Below are 16,804 nucleotides of genomic sequence, written 5' to 3'. Positions count from 1 at the left end.
GCTAAATGGTTGAATTATTAAGGTTTTCGAAATTTGGTTTCTCATATTGTTATAGCCATTTTAACCACCCCGTCAAAAAATCTTCGATTTTTTGACACCCCTCCAAAGGAGGGAAATTTTTATCTTATTTTTTCTGAAAGCTCCAGTAATCGAAATTAAATAACTTTCTTCCTGCCGTAATATTTTTCCCCTGGAACACAAAGTATACATCATGAACACCGGAAACAGATTCTGAAATTTTTGAGGTCAGGGTTTTGAACTCTTCCCAGCCACCGGTTCTCGGAATTTCAATCTCGGCTATTTTTGGCCCTTTAACATCATCCAGATGAACTTCCAGAATTCCGCCATCAATTCCTGCGGCAACGGAAGCTGAAAATCCTGAAGTTCCCTTTTCAAAATCTACCGAACGGACCCTGATATACCCTCCTGCTCTGGCATCGGAGACATACACTCCGGTTTTTCTGTTTTCGGAAGTGCTGCATTTTTCCGACCATGCCATAGTTTCGGCTTCGGTTCTCTGATATGGATTTAAGGTTCCAGCCGGAGCTACACCTTCTTTGGTCATGGTGATCTTCGGAATAGTCCCGTCAGCATTATATCTGAATTCTTCTACAGCAGTTGAGCGTCCGTAGCTTCCTCCGGCCGGCAATAGTCCGGTATGGTAAAACAGGTAGGACTTTCCTTTGAAATCGATAATTCCGCCATGGTTGGTAAAGCTGTTAGTAGGCTGGTCGGTCATTATTTTCCCCTGATATTTCCACGGCCCGGTTGGCGATGGGCTGGTTGAATAAGATAAACATTCTGTTCTTCCGGTCATTCCGGCATACATCATATAATATTGATTGTTTCGCTTGTAAAGCCATGGTCCTTCTACATATACATCATCAAATTTTTCCTGCTTTTGCAGAACCTCATCACTTTTCCCGGGACGTCTCAGCCCGCCGAAAGCTTCCACCGATTGTGGAATTTCTGTGATTTTCCCCTGATAGGAAGTCATATCTTTATTGAGCTTCACATAAAATAATTTACTGTTTCCCCAATACAGATAAGCCTGTCCGTCATCATCTATAAAAACTGTCGGGTCAATATTATCCCAGGTTCCGGTTGAAATCAGAGGTTTTCCCAAAGCATCTCTGAAAGGCCCGGTAGGACTGTCAGACACCGCAACCCCAATAGCCATATTGTTGTCAACGGTCTGTACACAGATATACCAGTAGAATTTACCGTTTCTTTCAATACACTGTGCTGCCCAGGCTCTGTCCCGTGCCCAGCTGAAAGACTCTAAAGAAATAGGCGAACCATGGTCTGTATAATTGACCATATCTTCCGTGGAATACACCCGCCATTTGGTCATCGTATAAAAATCAAATCCCGGCTGATCATCCCCTGTATAAATATACATTTTCCCCTTATAGACCATGGGAGCAGGATCTGGTGTAAAATGGGTCTGAATAACCGGATTCTGCGCAGAAATACCAATCCCTGCCAACAGAAAAGAAAGTGTGATATATTTTAAGTTTCGTTGATTCATATCTTAATCTTATTTATTTGAGTGAAATGAATTTATAATAGGCAACACCATGTGCCGGAATGTCCAATGAAAGACCTTTTTTGTCCGTATTGATTTCTGCAATATCCTTCTGTCTCCAAAGGTCACGAACCGTCTGAACACCTGAAATCCCTAATTTTTTGAAATCTTTATAGGGTAGCGTCACTTTTTCTCTTCCGAAATTGGCAAAAGCCACAGCTTTGCTTCCGTCCTCCAAATCTTTGACATAAATTCTGAGCTCACCAATGGTCTGCAAACCAACACCCTGTTTTCCCAAAGTATCCTGATTGACGGCAATAACCTCATCATTCGTCAGAAGGTTTAAAGTGAAATCATCCAGTTTCTCAAGGTCACAGCCAATCAGCAACGGGGCTGAAAAAATACTCCACAGACTCATATGAAGATACTGTTCATCAGGCTTCAACCGGCTCTGATGTGGATTTCCCCAACCGACAACGCCAACAACCAGCATATCCGGATCGTTCCGGTTTCCGGGTTTCGCAAAAGGAGCTGCCTTGTCCTGAGCAAGGGCAATATTCTTTACGCTTGACCAGGTGTCTGTAATATCGTTGGTGGTACGCCAGGATTGTGCATTGACCTCATCACCCCACTTCCACACATCACCCATTCCGTATTGGCAGAGGTTATACACAATGTCTCTCGGCTGCTGCTTCAAAAGGCTTCCCATCAGTCTGAATGGTTTCACGCCTTTATCCAAATCTCCGCCTCCCTGAAAAGCAAGAGAAGGAATTTTATTTGGATCATTATCCGGCAGCCCGTCAATCACTCCACCATAACTGCACCAGTCGTATTTCAGGTAATCAACGCCCCATTTGGTATAGCTTTCAGCATCCTGTTTTTCGTAACCGTAGCTTCCGGCACATCCGCCACAGGTCCATGGACCGGGGGAAGAATAAATTCCCATTTTCAAGCCATTGTTATGCATGTAGTCTGCAAGGCCTTTCATATCAGGAAATTTGGAATTGGTCAGGATATAACCGTTTTCATCACGCATTTTTCCCTGGAATGAAGGGTCTTTTCCATCTCTGTTATACTGCCAGGAATCATCTATATTGATATAATTCCATCCGTGATTGATTAGCCCCGACTTTATAAGGGCATCTGCTGCACGTTTCACTTTATCGGCAGAAACTTCATGTCCGAAGCAGTTCCAGCTATTCCAGCCCATTGTAGGTGTAAGGGCGATCCTGTCTCCACATTCTATTTTTAATTTTTTGAAACTGAACCTTTCGCATTTTTAGCATTCAAAATCACTTCATAACTTCCTTTAGAATCTATTTTTCCAGTGATGATTCCGGTGTGTGAATCTATTGTTAAACCTTTCGGAAGGTTTTTCGCCGTAAAAGTCATTGGTCTGTCACCCGTTGCCGCAACCCTGAACAAAAAAGGTGAGCCAGGACGAACTCCGTAAACGCCTACTGAATTAATTTTTGGAGTTGCCGCAGGTTTTGGCGTCAAAATATAAGGTACTGATGAAATTGGGTTAAATGTTATCAATTTTGCACCGCCTGCTGTTTCAAACTTAGCATCTGCCCAATCGGCGTGATCATAATAAGGTCCGTTTCCGCCGTCTGTTACGACTAATTCTAATTGTTTTACACCTTCCAGCGAAACGGAAACAGGCTTTGCTTTATCGCCTAATTTCATGACCCCGCTAGACCAAAGTTTTTTGTTGTCGCCATAAATTTCAAATTCGGCAGCGGGATTTTGACCTTTGATTTCATCATCCATTCCCACCATTGCGGTAAAGATTTTTGCTTTGCCATTTAAATTAATCAACAAAAAACTTTCAGCGTGAGTTCCGAAACCTCTTTTGAAAACTTCGCTGGCAATGGTTATAGGTTTTCCGTCCACTGAAGTATTGATGCCGGGTTTTCCGTGTCCCTGTGTTACAACGCTCAAATCCAACTGGTCTAACCAAACGGTTGACTGCGCATTTAAACAGTATCCGGCAATTAAAAAACTGAAAATAAAGAGTTTAAATCTGAACATTTTTTAAATTGTAACTGATATATTAATTATAACTCATAACAAATGACTTAAGTTTTGGCTAAAGCCCATTCCTATTGATATTCCTGAATTCAGCTTTAATTTTCATTAAATTTCCACCAATCGAAATAGAAAAGGTCTTTTTCTCCCTTAAAAACAAAATATAAATCGTGGATTCCTCTTACACTTTTCAGAGGTGTATTAATGGTTTTATATAAGTCGCCCTCACCTTTTCCTGTAACGTTAACAACGCCAAGCATAGGCCCATTAAGAGCATCTGAACGTACTTCTATTTTTCCTCCATAGAGAGAAGCAACATTCACATCTAAAGATTTTACGCCTTTGGAAAAATCTACTCCCTGGATTTTAATATAATCACCATTGTTAATTGAGGTAACGATGATACGGTCTGTGATTTTTTTACCTCTGTTATAGGGTTGATTGCGTTCCCATTCTGTGACCATTTCTGTTTTCAGGCCTTCGCTGTAAGCCATAGTTTCTGCTTCAACTTTTTTATAAGGATTCAGAGTACCCACTCTTTTTGCGCCATCCGCAGTCCAGAAAGGAAGCTTCTGAATAGTTCCATCTGCATTGTAGGTAATTTCTGTGACACTGACAGACCGGCGTTCGTAATGCTTGCTCATGGTCTGCATCCTAAGCATATGGTTGAATCCGAAAACATAAGATCTGCCTTTGAAATCTATAATACCGGGATGATTTCCGCTGGATCTCTGGTCACCATCCATGATCACACCTCCATAATTCCAAGGTCCTGTAGGTGATTTTGCCATGGCATAACCAATCCCTTCCGGGCAACATTTTGATGCGTAAGCCATATAATAATGGTTATTTTTTTTCCAAACCCAAGGTCCTTCCTGATACTTGAAAGGATCTGGCTGGTCTTTCACCTTCGCAAACGAAGGGTCTTTGGTGATTGGTCCGGCAAGAGATATCATATCTTCATTCAGTTTAGCATACCAAAGATTGGGATTTCCCCAGTACAGATAAGCCTGCCCGTCGTCGTCAATTAAAACTGTGGGATCGATGTCATCCAGAGAATTTTTGATCAAAGGCTTACCAATAGGATCGGTGAAAGGACCATACGGACTGTCCGCCACTAAAACACCAATCCCCATATTGTTCGGCATTGGACAATACATATAGAATTTACCATTTCTTTCGACAACCTGTGGTGCCCAGGCACCGTTGTCGGTATTTACCCATTTAAAATCTTTGAGCGAAGCCACTACACCGTGATCTGTCCAATTGACCATATCTGTGGAAGTGTAGAGCAACCAGTCTTTCATTTTGAATCCGAAAGCATCGTCCTCATCATGGCTCGTATAAAGATAAACCGTATCCTTATAAACCATTGGTGCCGGGTCGGCAGTATACTTGGTTTGGATAATCGGATTTTGAGCGAAGGAAATCTGAAAAAACCCTAAAATCATTATTAAAATTAAAAACTTCATAATCAATACTTTAATATTATTTCAAACTTACATTTATCTTTTTCCCAGCATAATTCACCGATTTCTGCTGGCCATCAGGAAGAATCAGGTTAAAACTCCTTGTCTCAATCATTCCTTTGTATTTACCTTTCCGCTCACCTATCGTGAGTATTTTTGATTTTTCGTTCCAGTGAAAAGGTATTTCTGTATAGGCACCTTTTTCATAATTATAATTATCGAATTCATCTTCATATAAGATAAAATCTGCATCTGCTCCCGGATAGATTTTTACCGTAAGATTATCCCATTTTTTCTCAGTGGCATATTGTACATCTGGCCCCAACGGAATGATACTTCCTGCTTTTACATACAAAGGAATCGTCTGAAGATTAACAGATTTCTGAATTTCTTTCCCTCCACTGTATTTTTCATTGGTCCAGAAGTCAAACCAATCTGTTCCTTCCGGTAGATAAACTTTAACGGTTTTATTTTGGCTAAAATCTATGTTGGTAACTGAATTATCCTTATTGCTGTCGGTTTTATTCCAACCTTCATTTTCGTCAGTTTTAACTGCTTTTTCAGGGGTATATTGGGCATTGAGAACCGGTGCCACCAACATTGATTTTCCAAAAAGATATTCGTTATTCATATCCCACGTTTTTCTGTCTGAAGGAAAGTCCATGGAAAGGGCTCTCATAAAGCTTGATCCGTTTTTTGAAACATCATGGGAAACAGAATAGATATACGGTAACATACTGTAACGCAGTCTGATGAATTTTTCTATCGCATCATACACAATGTCTCCTTTATTTCCAAACTGATAAATTTCCCTCGCAACATCGGTTCCATGCGAGCGCATCATTGGTGTAAAGGTTCCATACTGTAGCCACCGGACATACAGTTCCTGGAACATTGGATTTTTTGAACCTCCATTTCTTTTATACACACCAGCAAAGAAACCTCCGATATCGGAATTGAAATTCGGGTTTCCGGTAAGGCTGAAATTCAATCCTGCCGGTACCTGTTTGCGCAATGTTTCCCAGGAAGAATTGACATCGCCGGACCAGGTATTGGCCGCATATCTCTGCTGGCCTGCAAACGCTGATCTTGTTAAAATAAAAACCCTTTTATCACTGGTGGTTTCACGCTGATGGTCGTAAACACCACCTACTGTCATCAGCGGATATGCGTTTCTTACTTTTCTGAATGAGCCAAGGTAGGTTTTAGTATCCAGGTCTTCCGCTTTTTGGCTGAGATGATCAGGTTCTGTTGAGTCCATCCACCAGGAATCCACTCCCAGGCTGAAAATACCTTTGTTAAGGTATTTCCAGTATATATTTCTGGCTTCAGGGTTGTACGCATCATAAACACGGACACCGGAAGGATAATTCATATCCGGAGGCCAGACATCACGGCCTGATTCAGGCCATGTACTGATGTTGAAAAGCATTCCCTTTGAATCCATTTCATGGTATTGCCTGGTCATTGGCCCGAATGACGACCAGATGGAAACCGAAAGATGGGCATTCATATCATGGATATCCTGTATCATTTTTTTAGCATCCGGAAAATCGGGACTGATAAAGTCCATGGCGTTCCACTGATAATTGTTTCCCCAGTATTGCCAATCCTGTATGATTCCGTCTAAAGGGACTTTCAGATCGCGGTATTTTTTAACCACATCTGTCAGTTCATCCTGGCTTTTGTAACGTTCTTTGCTTTGCCAGTAGCCATATGTCCATAAAGGAAGCATGGGTACATTTCCTGTAAGGTCACGCATTCCGGCAACGACTCCATCGGCATTTTTACCATAGATAAAATAATAATCTATACCATCTCCCACTTCTGATGAAAAGGATGTTTTCTGAGGCGTATCCGTAAATTGTGTTGGTGAATAGTTATCCCAAAAAACACCATATCCTTTTACAGACTGGAAAAAAGGCACAAAATCCCAGGTATTATTCTGAATCATTTTTACATCGGTATTCCGCTGGGACATTTTTTCATTTTGCAGAATTCCCAGACCGTAAATAGGTTCGTCTTTTTCAAGCTGAAAATCCTGTCTTATAGAATAAGTCTGCGTTCCGGCATCATTGAATGGCTTGAAGTCATTTGCGGTTTCTTTCAAAAGCTCCTTTCCGGATGGTAATGTATAAGTGATCACTCCATTTTTAGTATTAATAGAAAGCAGGAGGTCATTTGTTTTTAATGAAATAACATTATTTTTTTCTGAAACTGAGAATTTGATTTTCTGCTCCTGTTTAATGACCGACAAACTATTTTTGACAAATGATTTTCCGGCGGGATATTTAATAACCCTGATCGTATTTTCTCCATAAAATTTCACTTCAACATTCATATGATCAGCAGAAAACTTCAATCCTGAATCTGTTTTCTGATAAGCCTGTGCACTGACATTTACCATTCCGGAAAACATGATGACCGTAATGATAGAAGTTTTGGTGTTTATCTTTGTAAAGCCCATTTTATTTCAGATTTGAATTACTTTTCTTTATGCCTTTGACTTAAAAACATTATTTAAAAAGTACCTGGGCAAACTGATGCAGACTATTTCTCCAAACCGGCCATGTGTGGCCTCCCGGATAATCTGTGTACGTATATTTAATTCCGGTTTTATCCAGTTCTTTCAACATTTTCTGACCGTTTTCATAAGCAATATCATCTTTTCCGCCCATTGAAATCCAGAAATTTCTGATGTTGGATGAAAAAGCAGATTTATTTTCATTTAAAAATTTGTACTGTTTATCGGCAACATCCTGAAGCATCGGTAGCATATATCCTGAACTGAAAACTCCCAAACCGGAAAACATCTCAGAGTTCTGAATTCCGGCATACAGCGTATAAATTCCACCCATGGAAAGTCCTGCCAACGCACGGTTTTCTTTACCTTTTTTTATCCTGTAATTAGATTCGGCAAACGGAATGATGGATTCTTTCAGCTCTTTTTCAAACATCTGAAGATTGCGCTCTCCAAAGTTCCGGATTCCGCCTTGTCCGATATTGGCGTCCGGCATAATGATGACCATTTTTTTTGCCTTTCCTTCTGCAATCAGATTGTCCAGAATCAGATTGGTCTTGCCCTGGTTAGCCCAGCCGCTTTCATCTTCACCGCCGCCATGTAAAATATACAGTGCAGGATAAGATTCAGCAGGATTCTGGTCGTAACCCGGTGGCGTGTAAATAAAAATTCTTCTCCAGGAATTGGTGACTTTGGAATAGAAATTTTTAATACGGATATCTCCATGAGGGACGTCTTTTAATGCATAGAAATCATCTCCTTCGAAAGGAATATCTATTCCACTGGCATACCTTCCCATTCCGTAGAATGTTTCGCTGGACGGATCTGCAACCGCAACCCCATCAATCAGCAGGGAATAATAATGGAAGCTTCCGCTTTGCGGATCAGTTGTACCTGTCCAGAAGCCATCAGCATCTTTTTTCAGATCGTATTTTTTTCCTAAATCGATCTGAACTTTCTGTGCTTCCGGTGCCTTCACTTTGAACATCACTCTTCCGTCGGGAAGGATCTGAGGATACTGGGCATTTCTTATATTGGTTGCTGCAGGAGTTCCCAAAACGGTAAATCCTTCAAACTTAGTTTTGTCAACAGGCTTAAACAACAGCTGTGAAAAAATGTATAAATCATTTTTCCAAACCTTAAAATCATGGCCGCCCGGTTCTATATAAAAGATATGAGGGATTTTATTTTTTCTCAGATAATCGCTCGTTCTTTTGCTGAAAGGCATCAGCCCGTCTGCATCACCACAGGAAATAAAGATCAGCTTCAGCTTTAACGCATCCTGTGGATTGGGTAAAAGCTTATTGGGTTCTTTTGTATTGGGTGCAGAAGAAAATGCGCCGAGCCAGGCAAACTTATCAATGTTTCCGAAAGCAAAATTCTGTGTCTGTCCGCCTCCCATTGACAATCCTGCCAAAGCACGGTTTTCACGGTCTTTTTTAACCGGATATTTTTTTTCTACAAACGGAATCAGGTCAGTCAGCAAATCTTTTTCAAAAGTTGCAAAAGCTTCCACTTTATCCTGAGCCATTATATTTCCTGTCGCCCTGTCATCCTTCATCGCACGGCCGTTGGGAAGTACAACAATCATCGGCTGCAGTTTTCCCTGTGCATACAGATTGTCCAGAATAATATTGGGTTTTCCCTGATTGAACCATTCTTTTTCATCCCCGCCAATTCCGTGAAGAAGATAAAGAACAGGATATTTTTCATTTTTTTGAATCCCGGCGGTGTATAAATCAAAGCTCTTCTTGTTGTTCCAACGGTTTTCGATTGGTATTGAATCGTGTCAATTTTCCCGTGGGAAACAGCAGCATTTTCCACATCGAAACCCTGCGGCGCCTGCTGATCAAAAGTTTGTGCGGGAACAAACATTCCCGACAAAACAAGTCCTAAAGCCCATATAACTGATTTATTCATGATTTTTATTTGTATTTTTTACACTTATTAATTGAGATAAAAAAATAATAGCGTATATTTTATTTACTGTTTACAACAGACTTTTATCTGATTCTTATTTTCCGACTTCAGTGACTCTGAAAAAATCCACATCTACGAAGCCTCCGGTATTTTTAGTGGCATAATTGAAAACTGCGAATTTTGATCCCATAAAAAATCTACGGTAATCAAAGATCATTTTGTAATCTTTTGCCATTTCCGTCCAGTTCTTCTGATCAGTACTGTAATAAAAGTCTGCAAGATCTTTCCCGAGGTTAAAATCAGCATCGATACGAAGAAAAACTTTATCAGAATTAAGAGGAATCCGTTTTTTTTCTTCTTTTTTAACCCCTGTAATGGCTTTTGTTTTATTATCCAGGCTCACTTCGTTGGTTGAAAAAACAATGAATTTTTCTTCACCTTCCTTTACTACTGACAAAATCCCGGAATCCCCGTTGAAGGCACTGAAACCTGCTACATCTCCATCTTTCATTCCTTTAAGTTCCATTGCGACAACTGCTGAAGAAGTCGGACCCTCCATTCTCTGGGTCAAAGTGTTGGGAGCCGCGTACAGATTGTCTACCACTCTGCTGGTTTTCAGTCTCAGAAAGCCTTTTCTTTCAGATAAAGACCATGCTTCATTCACTGGATTATGATTCCATTGCCACTGGATTTTCATTGTTTTACCAGAGAACTCATCGCTTTCCACCAGATGATTTTTGGGTTTGAACGGCGGAAGCGGAACTTCTCCTTTCAAAGGAACTTTTCCGTTATCTCCCAATACCGGCCAGTCGTTTTCCCATTGAACAGGCAGAAGCAACGGAACTCGTCCCACTCCGTTTCTGTCCTGGAAAATAAGGGAATACCAGTTTCCGTTTTTATCATCTATCAAAGCGCCCTGACCTGCATAGGAAAATCCTAAAAAATTATCTTCCAGAATTACTTTTTTCTCGTAAGGACCTGTCACTTTATCTGCCCTGTAGACTACCTGGCGGCGTTTTCCGTTTCTTGGCCATGATATCATCATCATATAATATTTTCCGTTTCTTTTGATGATCTGATTACCTTCCAGAAGTCCGGTTTCCGAAGCATCTTTCTGAAATACCTCAGTTCCATCCGGATTTCCGATCACTTCTTTAAAATCAGGACTCAGTTCAAAAACTTTATTGGAAGTGAAAACATATATCCTGTCATCATCATCAAAAAACAAAGACGCATCATGAAAATGCCGTGTTCTGGTGATGAGTTTCCATTTTCCCTTTTCGGGATGATCAGTCACATAGAAATAGGATTTGAAAGGTTCATCATTCGGAGAAAACAAAACGTAATATTTCCCTTTATGGTAGCGAATTGATGAAGCCCATTGGCCTCTGCCGTAAACGGTTCCGTTCAATAAATCATATTTCGAGTTGTCGTTCAAAGTGTCAAAAACATACCCGGACATTTCCCAATGTACCAGATCTCTGGAATGCATTACCGGAGCTCCGGGCATCAGATGCATGGTGGTACTGATCAGGTAAAAATCATTTCCGTTTCTGGTAATGGATAGATCCGGTGCATCTGCCCAGATGATGGGATTGGTAAAAGTTGTACTCTGCTTTCCGGAAGAGTTTACCTGGGCTGAAAGAAGATTCAGCCCGATAAACCCCAAAAAAGAAACTATATAAGATATTTTGATTTTCAAAATGTATGTGATGTTTGGTTTTACTCTTAGTTTTTCATTTTAAAACACTTAATCTTTGTCATTAAGTATCTTTTCTAATGTCCTACTATTGCGGGATAATATCATTGGAAGAAGTACTGTACAGTCCGATAAGACTCCCCGTAAAACCTCCCGCTACATCAGTAGAAAGTATATCTCCTGAAACTTGTCCTCCCAGATTTTTGAAGTTTTTGCCATCCAAAGAATAATTGAAGCTAATTTCATCTTTTTCTCCTGTAGCCTGAAATTTGATAGTCTTTGAAAGTGAAATTTTTTCGCTTGCAATCAATTTTGATTGGCCTTTTTCTGTTCTTTCCAATACGATATAGAAATCTTTATCTTTTTTGGTAATTCCGAAAACGTAATTGAATGTTTCGCTTTGGTAGAGGGTAATTCCAGCCAATTCTTTTTCCGATTTTGGTTTATAATCCAAGGTTACGGAAGTTTCAAAATCTTCGTGCTGTAATCTGTGGAACAAAGATGAAACCGGAGCCAACGCTTTGATATTCGTTTCCATTGGGTTCACTTTTACACCATTTTTTGTTGCTGTAATGAAGTTTTCACGAGGACCACGCATCGCAATCCAACGGAAATCGAGGTTTTTATCGGTTAGTTTATCGTTGTATTTAAAGTTGCCGTTCGGGAAAAATCCGTTTTGCCCGGTTTGATTCTGAACGCCTTGTGGCATTTTCAATTTTGGTTTCATCGGAACCAGACCATTTTGGAAAACAGGATACGTTCCGCTCCAGTCTACAGGAAGAATGAAAGTTTCGCGGCCTTTGGTAACACGGTTGTTTACATTCGGACGAATTGCTAAAAATACGCCATACCATTGTCCGTTCGGACCTTCTACCAAATCTGCATGACCTGCCCAATCCACTTTTTCCTTTCTGTCTCTCGGAAAATATCTTTGCGTAAGAATCGGATTATTTTTAGCGGGAACAAATGGTCCTTTCGGAGAATCTGCCATAAAAATCACTTCGCTATGGTTGCCTCCGGTTCCGCCTTCTGCACACATCAGGTAATATTTCCCTTTGTATTTGTACAAATGCGGACCTTCAATCCAAATGGGTTTTTGAGAAAGGTCGACTCCACCGTTTACAATAATTCTGTCTGAACCTGCCACAACCTGATCTTTTTCAAGGTCGTAATCCCACATTTTAATAACACGGTGACCTTGATACTGTTCGGTTCCTTGTGGTGGCGCGTCGTTGTGAACGATGTAAGCTTTTCCGTCATCATCAAAGAAAATGGCAGGATCAATACCATCAAAATTCAGTTTCTGGACTTCGCTCCACCCTTTTGCCGGATCTTTGGTTTTTACGACCATATTTCCGATACCGCCTGCAATCTGGGTAGTGATCATATAAAATGTATCGTTGTGTTTATTGTATTTGATATCAGGCGCATAAATTCCATGAGAAACACCTCCTTTTTCCACCTTTAACTGAGAAGGTCTGTCGAGAACGTGTCCAACCTGCTTCCAATTGACCAAATCCTTGGAAGTGAAGATCGGAACACCAGGAAACATTGAGAAAGAAGAGTTTACCAGGTAATAATCATCACCTTTTTTGGTAATGCTGGGATCGGGATAACAACCCTGCAAAATCGGGGAATAGAACTCATCCTGTTTAAGAGGGTTGTCATTATATATTTTATCGTTTCCACGGTAGTTGAAGTCGGAAAAAGTCTGTGCAGAGAGGTTACTGATGGAAAGTAAAGCCGCCACTGCAATGACGTGGGTTTTATTTCTTAAAAAAACAGGATTCATTAGACTCTTTTTCATATATAGATTTTTTTAGTTTTTATTGTAATTATTTAATTTTAAATTGTTCCTTCAGAGCTTTTATTACTCCATCTTAATGTATACACCTTCCCTGCTTCTGTCGGGAAATCATAGATAAGATCAGTTTTAATTTCAACAGGATTCAATTTTGCTTTGTCAGAAATCAGAGGTTTCGGAGTTTCCGGAATTTCAAAAAAGGAGTTCGGGTTTTTACCTTCTGCTTTTTTCAGTTTTATATTTCCGGAAAGTTTCATTTCGTTCGGAAGTCTTATTCTGCAGTTTCCTCCCAATCCTGATTTTATGGTAATTTCTTTAGCTTTATTATTTTCCCAGATAATACTGACTTCGAAACCTCCATATACTTTCAGCCCTGAAATGCTGCCGTTTTTCCACTCATCAGGAAGTGCGGGAAGGATGTCTATAAAACCATTTTGAGTCTGCAGAAGCATTTCGGTAATCCCGGAAGTGCAGCCAAAATTTCCATCAATCTGGAATGGCGGATGTGCATCGAAAAGATTCGGATATGTTCCGCCTTTGCTGCCCCAACCGTCTTTTTCCACCAGCGTTAACTGATCTTTGATTAATTTATCGGCGTGATTTCCGTCTAATAATTTAGCCCAGAGATTGACTTTCCAGCCCATTGACCAGCCTGTGGATACATCACCACGGTGAACGAGTACGGTTCTGGAGGCGTCCAGCAATTCCGGTGTGGTAAACGGACTGATCTGGTTGGAAGGAAATAATCCGTATAGATGAGAAACATGTCTGTGGTTATCTTTAGGATCGTCCAGGTCTTCCATCCATTCCTGCAATTGTCCGTAACTTCCGATTTTCATCGGTGGTAATTTTGAAATAATAGTATTCCAGACCTGAATTTTATCTGAATCTGTATTGAGAATCTGTGCTGCCTTTTTTGTTTTGGTAAACAAATCGAACATCAATTGATTGTCCATTGTATTTCCCGCCGCCAGAGCACTTCCCTGGTGTCCCTGTGGAATATTTTCGGGTGACATTGACGGGCTTGCCACCAGCCAGTGATTCGCAGGCTCTTCAATCAGGAAATCTTCATAAAACTGTGCTGCAGATTTTAGAACAGGATAAATGGTTCGCAGATAGTTTTTGTCTCCGCTGTATAAATATTTTTCCCACAAATGCTGTGAAAGCCAGGCGCCTCCCATGGGCCACATTCCGGCGTTTGCAAAATCCACTACCCCTGTTATTCTCCAGATATCGGTGTTATGATGTGCTACCCAGCCACGGCTGTTGTACATTGTTTTTGCCGTTTCTTTTCCTGTTTCGCTCAAATCTTTTATCATCCGGATCAATGGTTCATACATTTCAGGAAGGTTGGTCTTTTCCGCCGGCCAATAATTCATTTCCGTATTAATGTTAATCGTATACTTGCTGTCCCAGGCCGGTTTATTGGAATTGTTCCAGATCCCCTGCAAATTCGCAGGCTGGCCACCCGGCTGAGAGGAAGAAATCAGGAGATAACGCCCGAACTGATAATATAATGAAATAAGTTCCGGATCATAGCCCGTTGCAAAATTTTTAATACGGACATCTGTAGGATTTTTTGCTGCTTCGGAAGTTCCTAAATTCAGATCTACTCTTTTGAAATAGTTCTGATAAGCATTCAGATGGTTTTGAACTAAAGTTTTGAAACTTTTATTTGCTGCTGCTTCAATATACTTTCTGGCTTTTGCAACCTCGTCTGTATTTAAATTTTTGTAGTCTGTAAAATTAGTGGCCATTGCAATAAGAATCGTAACCTCATGAGCATTGCTTACCGAAATTCCGCTCTCTGAGATCTGGGTTTTGCCACCTTTGGTCATGAGTTTTGCCAGTGCACTGAACTTCACCTGCCCCTGAATGCCGTCTAATGTGGAAGAAACCCCATCCATCTGTAAAGTAGTGGCATCAATGGCTTTGACTTCCTTTTTGAGCTCGCTGTTGAATTTTGCTGTAAAGTTTAATGCATTTTTGTGATCTGAGCTTAATTTAATGACAATCACATGATCAGGAATTGAGGCGAAAACTTCTCTTTTAAAATTAACGCCATCAGAGGTAAATGTAGTGGCTGCAATTGCTTTTTCAATGTCCAATTCTCTGTAATAATTTCTGATATCTTTAAGGTTATCCATATCCAGCGTAAAATCACCAATATTCTGGAATGCTGAGCCGTGAACTGTTTTTGCTGTTAATCCTTTATCTGCAAGGATCTGAGCTCTTTTATAGTTTCCGTTAAATAAATAATATCGGATGGAATCCAGGACTTTTGGAGCATCCGGATTATCATTTCGGGAAGGGCCTCCGGACCAGAATGTGCCTTCGTTCAGCTGAAGCTTTTCCTGATAAGGGTCTCCATAGACCATAGCTGCAATGTTTCCGTTTCCTACCGGTAGAGCTTCCACCCATTGTTTTGCGGGTTTATCATACCACAGTTTATACTTTCCTCCTTTCTGGGCAAAGGAAAATATACTGATCAGAAGACCTGTGGTTATGTAAAACCCGGATTTCATTTTTATTTTTTAAATTTCAAACTATTTTATTGTTACACTGTTTTCTTTCTGTTAATCACCGAAATGAGTCCCCATGCGGCAACATATGAAATTCCTGCAATAAAGAAAATAATATTGTAACCGCCATTGACGTTTCCTGCCTTTTTGAAGGTGTCTAAAACGATCCCGATGAACAAAGGAAAAATAATTCCTGCCGCTGAACCGAGCATTCCGCCAAAACCAATGACAGAACTGACGTAGCTGTTAGGCAACTGATCTCCAACCGTGGTCATAAGATTGGCTCCCCAACCCTGGTGTGCGGCTGTTGCAAAGGCAATAATGATCGTAATCATCCACATATTATCTACATATTTTGAAAACATTACCGGAACCACCATCAATGCAAACAATAACATCGTAATGCTTCTGGCTCTTCCGATGGCCCAGCCTTTTTTGATCAGAAATGATGAAAGATAGCCTCCGCCAATACTTCCAATCGTGGTTCCGCTATAAATAATAATCAATGGAAGGGATGGTTTTGTTAAATCCATTTTGAATACATCCGAAAAATAAGCCGGCAGCCAGAACATGAAAAAATACCAGATAGGATCGGTTAACATTTTACCGATGGCAAACGACCATGTTACTTTATATTTCAGTAATTCCGATAAAGGAATTTTCGTTTTCTCTTCAGTTTTTTCAGCCTGATCGCTTTTTATATACTGCAGTTCTTCCTTGCTGATATTTTTGGCTTTTTCCGGAACGGCATAAAATTTCCACCAAAGGACAATCCAAACCATACCCAAAGCGCCAATCCATACAAAAGTCTGTCTCCAGCCGTAATGCCCGAGAATGAACGGAACCAATAGCGGCCCTAAAATAGCTCCCACCGTCGCTCCTGAGTTAAAAATTCCCGTTGCCAGTGCTCTTTCTTTTTTGGGAAACCATTCAGCCACTGATTTGATGGCGGCAGGAAAGTTTCCTGCTTCACTGATTCCCAACGTGCTTCTCGCAATGATAAACCCGATGGTATTTTTGACAAAGCCATGTCCTATCGAGGCAAGGCTCCATACAATCAGGGAAACGGCATACCCTATTTTGGTTCCTACCCTGTCTATAAACCTTCCCATGGCCATATAACCTATAGCATAAGTCGTGGTAAAAGCCATGACGATATAACTGTAATCTTTTTCATCCCAGCTGAATTCTTTTTCCAGCACAGGTTTCAGCAAGCCCATTACCTGACGGTCAAGATAATTGATCGTAGTGGCGAGAAAGACAAGGGACAGCATCCACCATCTTATATTGCGGTTTTGAGGAGCCTGCAT

The 16,804-nt window shown here is 40.6% G+C and carries 11 protein-coding genes; all 11 read right to left on the bottom strand.

Annotated features, from left to right (window positions below):
- Positions 1 to 124: 124 nt before the first annotated feature.
- Entirely contained in the window at positions 125 to 1,531 is a 1,407-nt protein-coding gene (locus MTQ00_RS03130; protein ID WP_273647700.1) for a glycoside hydrolase family 43 protein, read from the bottom strand.
- A 13-nt stretch (positions 1,532 to 1,544) separates the two neighbouring features.
- Positions 1,545 to 2,738: a glycoside hydrolase family 27 protein gene (locus MTQ00_RS03125; RefSeq protein WP_273647699.1), complete on the bottom strand. Its 1,194-nt coding sequence runs from the start codon at positions 2,736 to 2,738 to the stop codon at positions 1,545 to 1,547.
- 38 nt (positions 2,739 to 2,776) lie between these two features.
- A complete protein-coding gene (locus MTQ00_RS03120; RefSeq protein ID WP_273647698.1) occupies positions 2,777 to 3,562 on the bottom strand; it encodes an NPCBM/NEW2 domain-containing protein in 786 nt (261 codons plus the stop codon).
- A 95-nt stretch (positions 3,563 to 3,657) separates the two neighbouring features.
- Positions 3,658 to 5,031 carry a glycoside hydrolase family 43 protein gene (locus MTQ00_RS03115; RefSeq protein WP_273647697.1) on the bottom strand — a complete coding sequence of 458 codons (1,374 nt, stop codon included), beginning with the start codon at positions 5,029 to 5,031 and terminating at the stop codon, positions 3,658 to 3,660.
- 16 nt (positions 5,032 to 5,047) lie between these two features.
- The gene (locus tag MTQ00_RS03110; protein ID WP_273647696.1) at positions 5,048 to 7,495 is read right to left on the bottom strand and encodes a glycoside hydrolase family 31 protein; all 2,448 of its coding nucleotides are present in this window, start codon (positions 7,493 to 7,495) and stop codon (positions 5,048 to 5,050) included.
- Between the two features lie 49 nt (positions 7,496 to 7,544).
- Positions 7,545 to 9,227: an alpha/beta hydrolase-fold protein gene (locus MTQ00_RS03105; RefSeq protein ID WP_273651046.1), complete on the bottom strand. Its 1,683-nt coding sequence runs from the start codon at positions 9,225 to 9,227 to the stop codon at positions 7,545 to 7,547.
- Positions 9,137 to 9,469: a hypothetical protein gene (locus tag MTQ00_RS22355; protein ID WP_273647695.1), complete on the bottom strand. Its 333-nt coding sequence runs from the start codon at positions 9,467 to 9,469 to the stop codon at positions 9,137 to 9,139. Before MTQ00_RS22355 ends, MTQ00_RS03105 begins: the two co-directional genes overlap by 91 nt.
- Before the next feature lie 94 nt (positions 9,470 to 9,563).
- Positions 9,564 to 11,171, bottom strand: coding sequence for a glycoside hydrolase family 43 protein (locus MTQ00_RS03095; protein ID WP_273647694.1), 1,608 nt, complete (start codon positions 11,169 to 11,171; stop codon positions 9,564 to 9,566).
- Positions 11,172 to 11,256: 85 nt separating this feature from the next.
- Positions 11,257 to 12,975: a glycoside hydrolase family 43 protein gene (locus tag MTQ00_RS03090; protein WP_273647693.1), complete on the bottom strand. Its 1,719-nt coding sequence runs from the start codon at positions 12,973 to 12,975 to the stop codon at positions 11,257 to 11,259.
- 38 nt (positions 12,976 to 13,013) lie between these two features.
- The gene (locus tag MTQ00_RS03085; protein ID WP_273647692.1) at positions 13,014 to 15,497 is read right to left on the bottom strand and encodes a glycoside hydrolase family 95 protein; all 2,484 of its coding nucleotides are present in this window, start codon (positions 15,495 to 15,497) and stop codon (positions 13,014 to 13,016) included.
- 32 nt (positions 15,498 to 15,529) lie between these two features.
- Complete coding sequence (locus tag MTQ00_RS03080; protein WP_273647691.1) at positions 15,530 to 16,804, bottom strand: MFS transporter; 1,275 nt, start codon at positions 16,802 to 16,804, stop codon at positions 15,530 to 15,532.

Origin of the sequence: Chryseobacterium sp. B21-037 (assembly GCF_028570785.1) — a bacterium.
GTDB classification, from domain to species: domain Bacteria; phylum Bacteroidota; class Bacteroidia; order Flavobacteriales; family Weeksellaceae; genus Chryseobacterium; species Chryseobacterium proteolyticum.
This window is presented reverse-complemented; position numbering and strand designations above follow the sequence as displayed.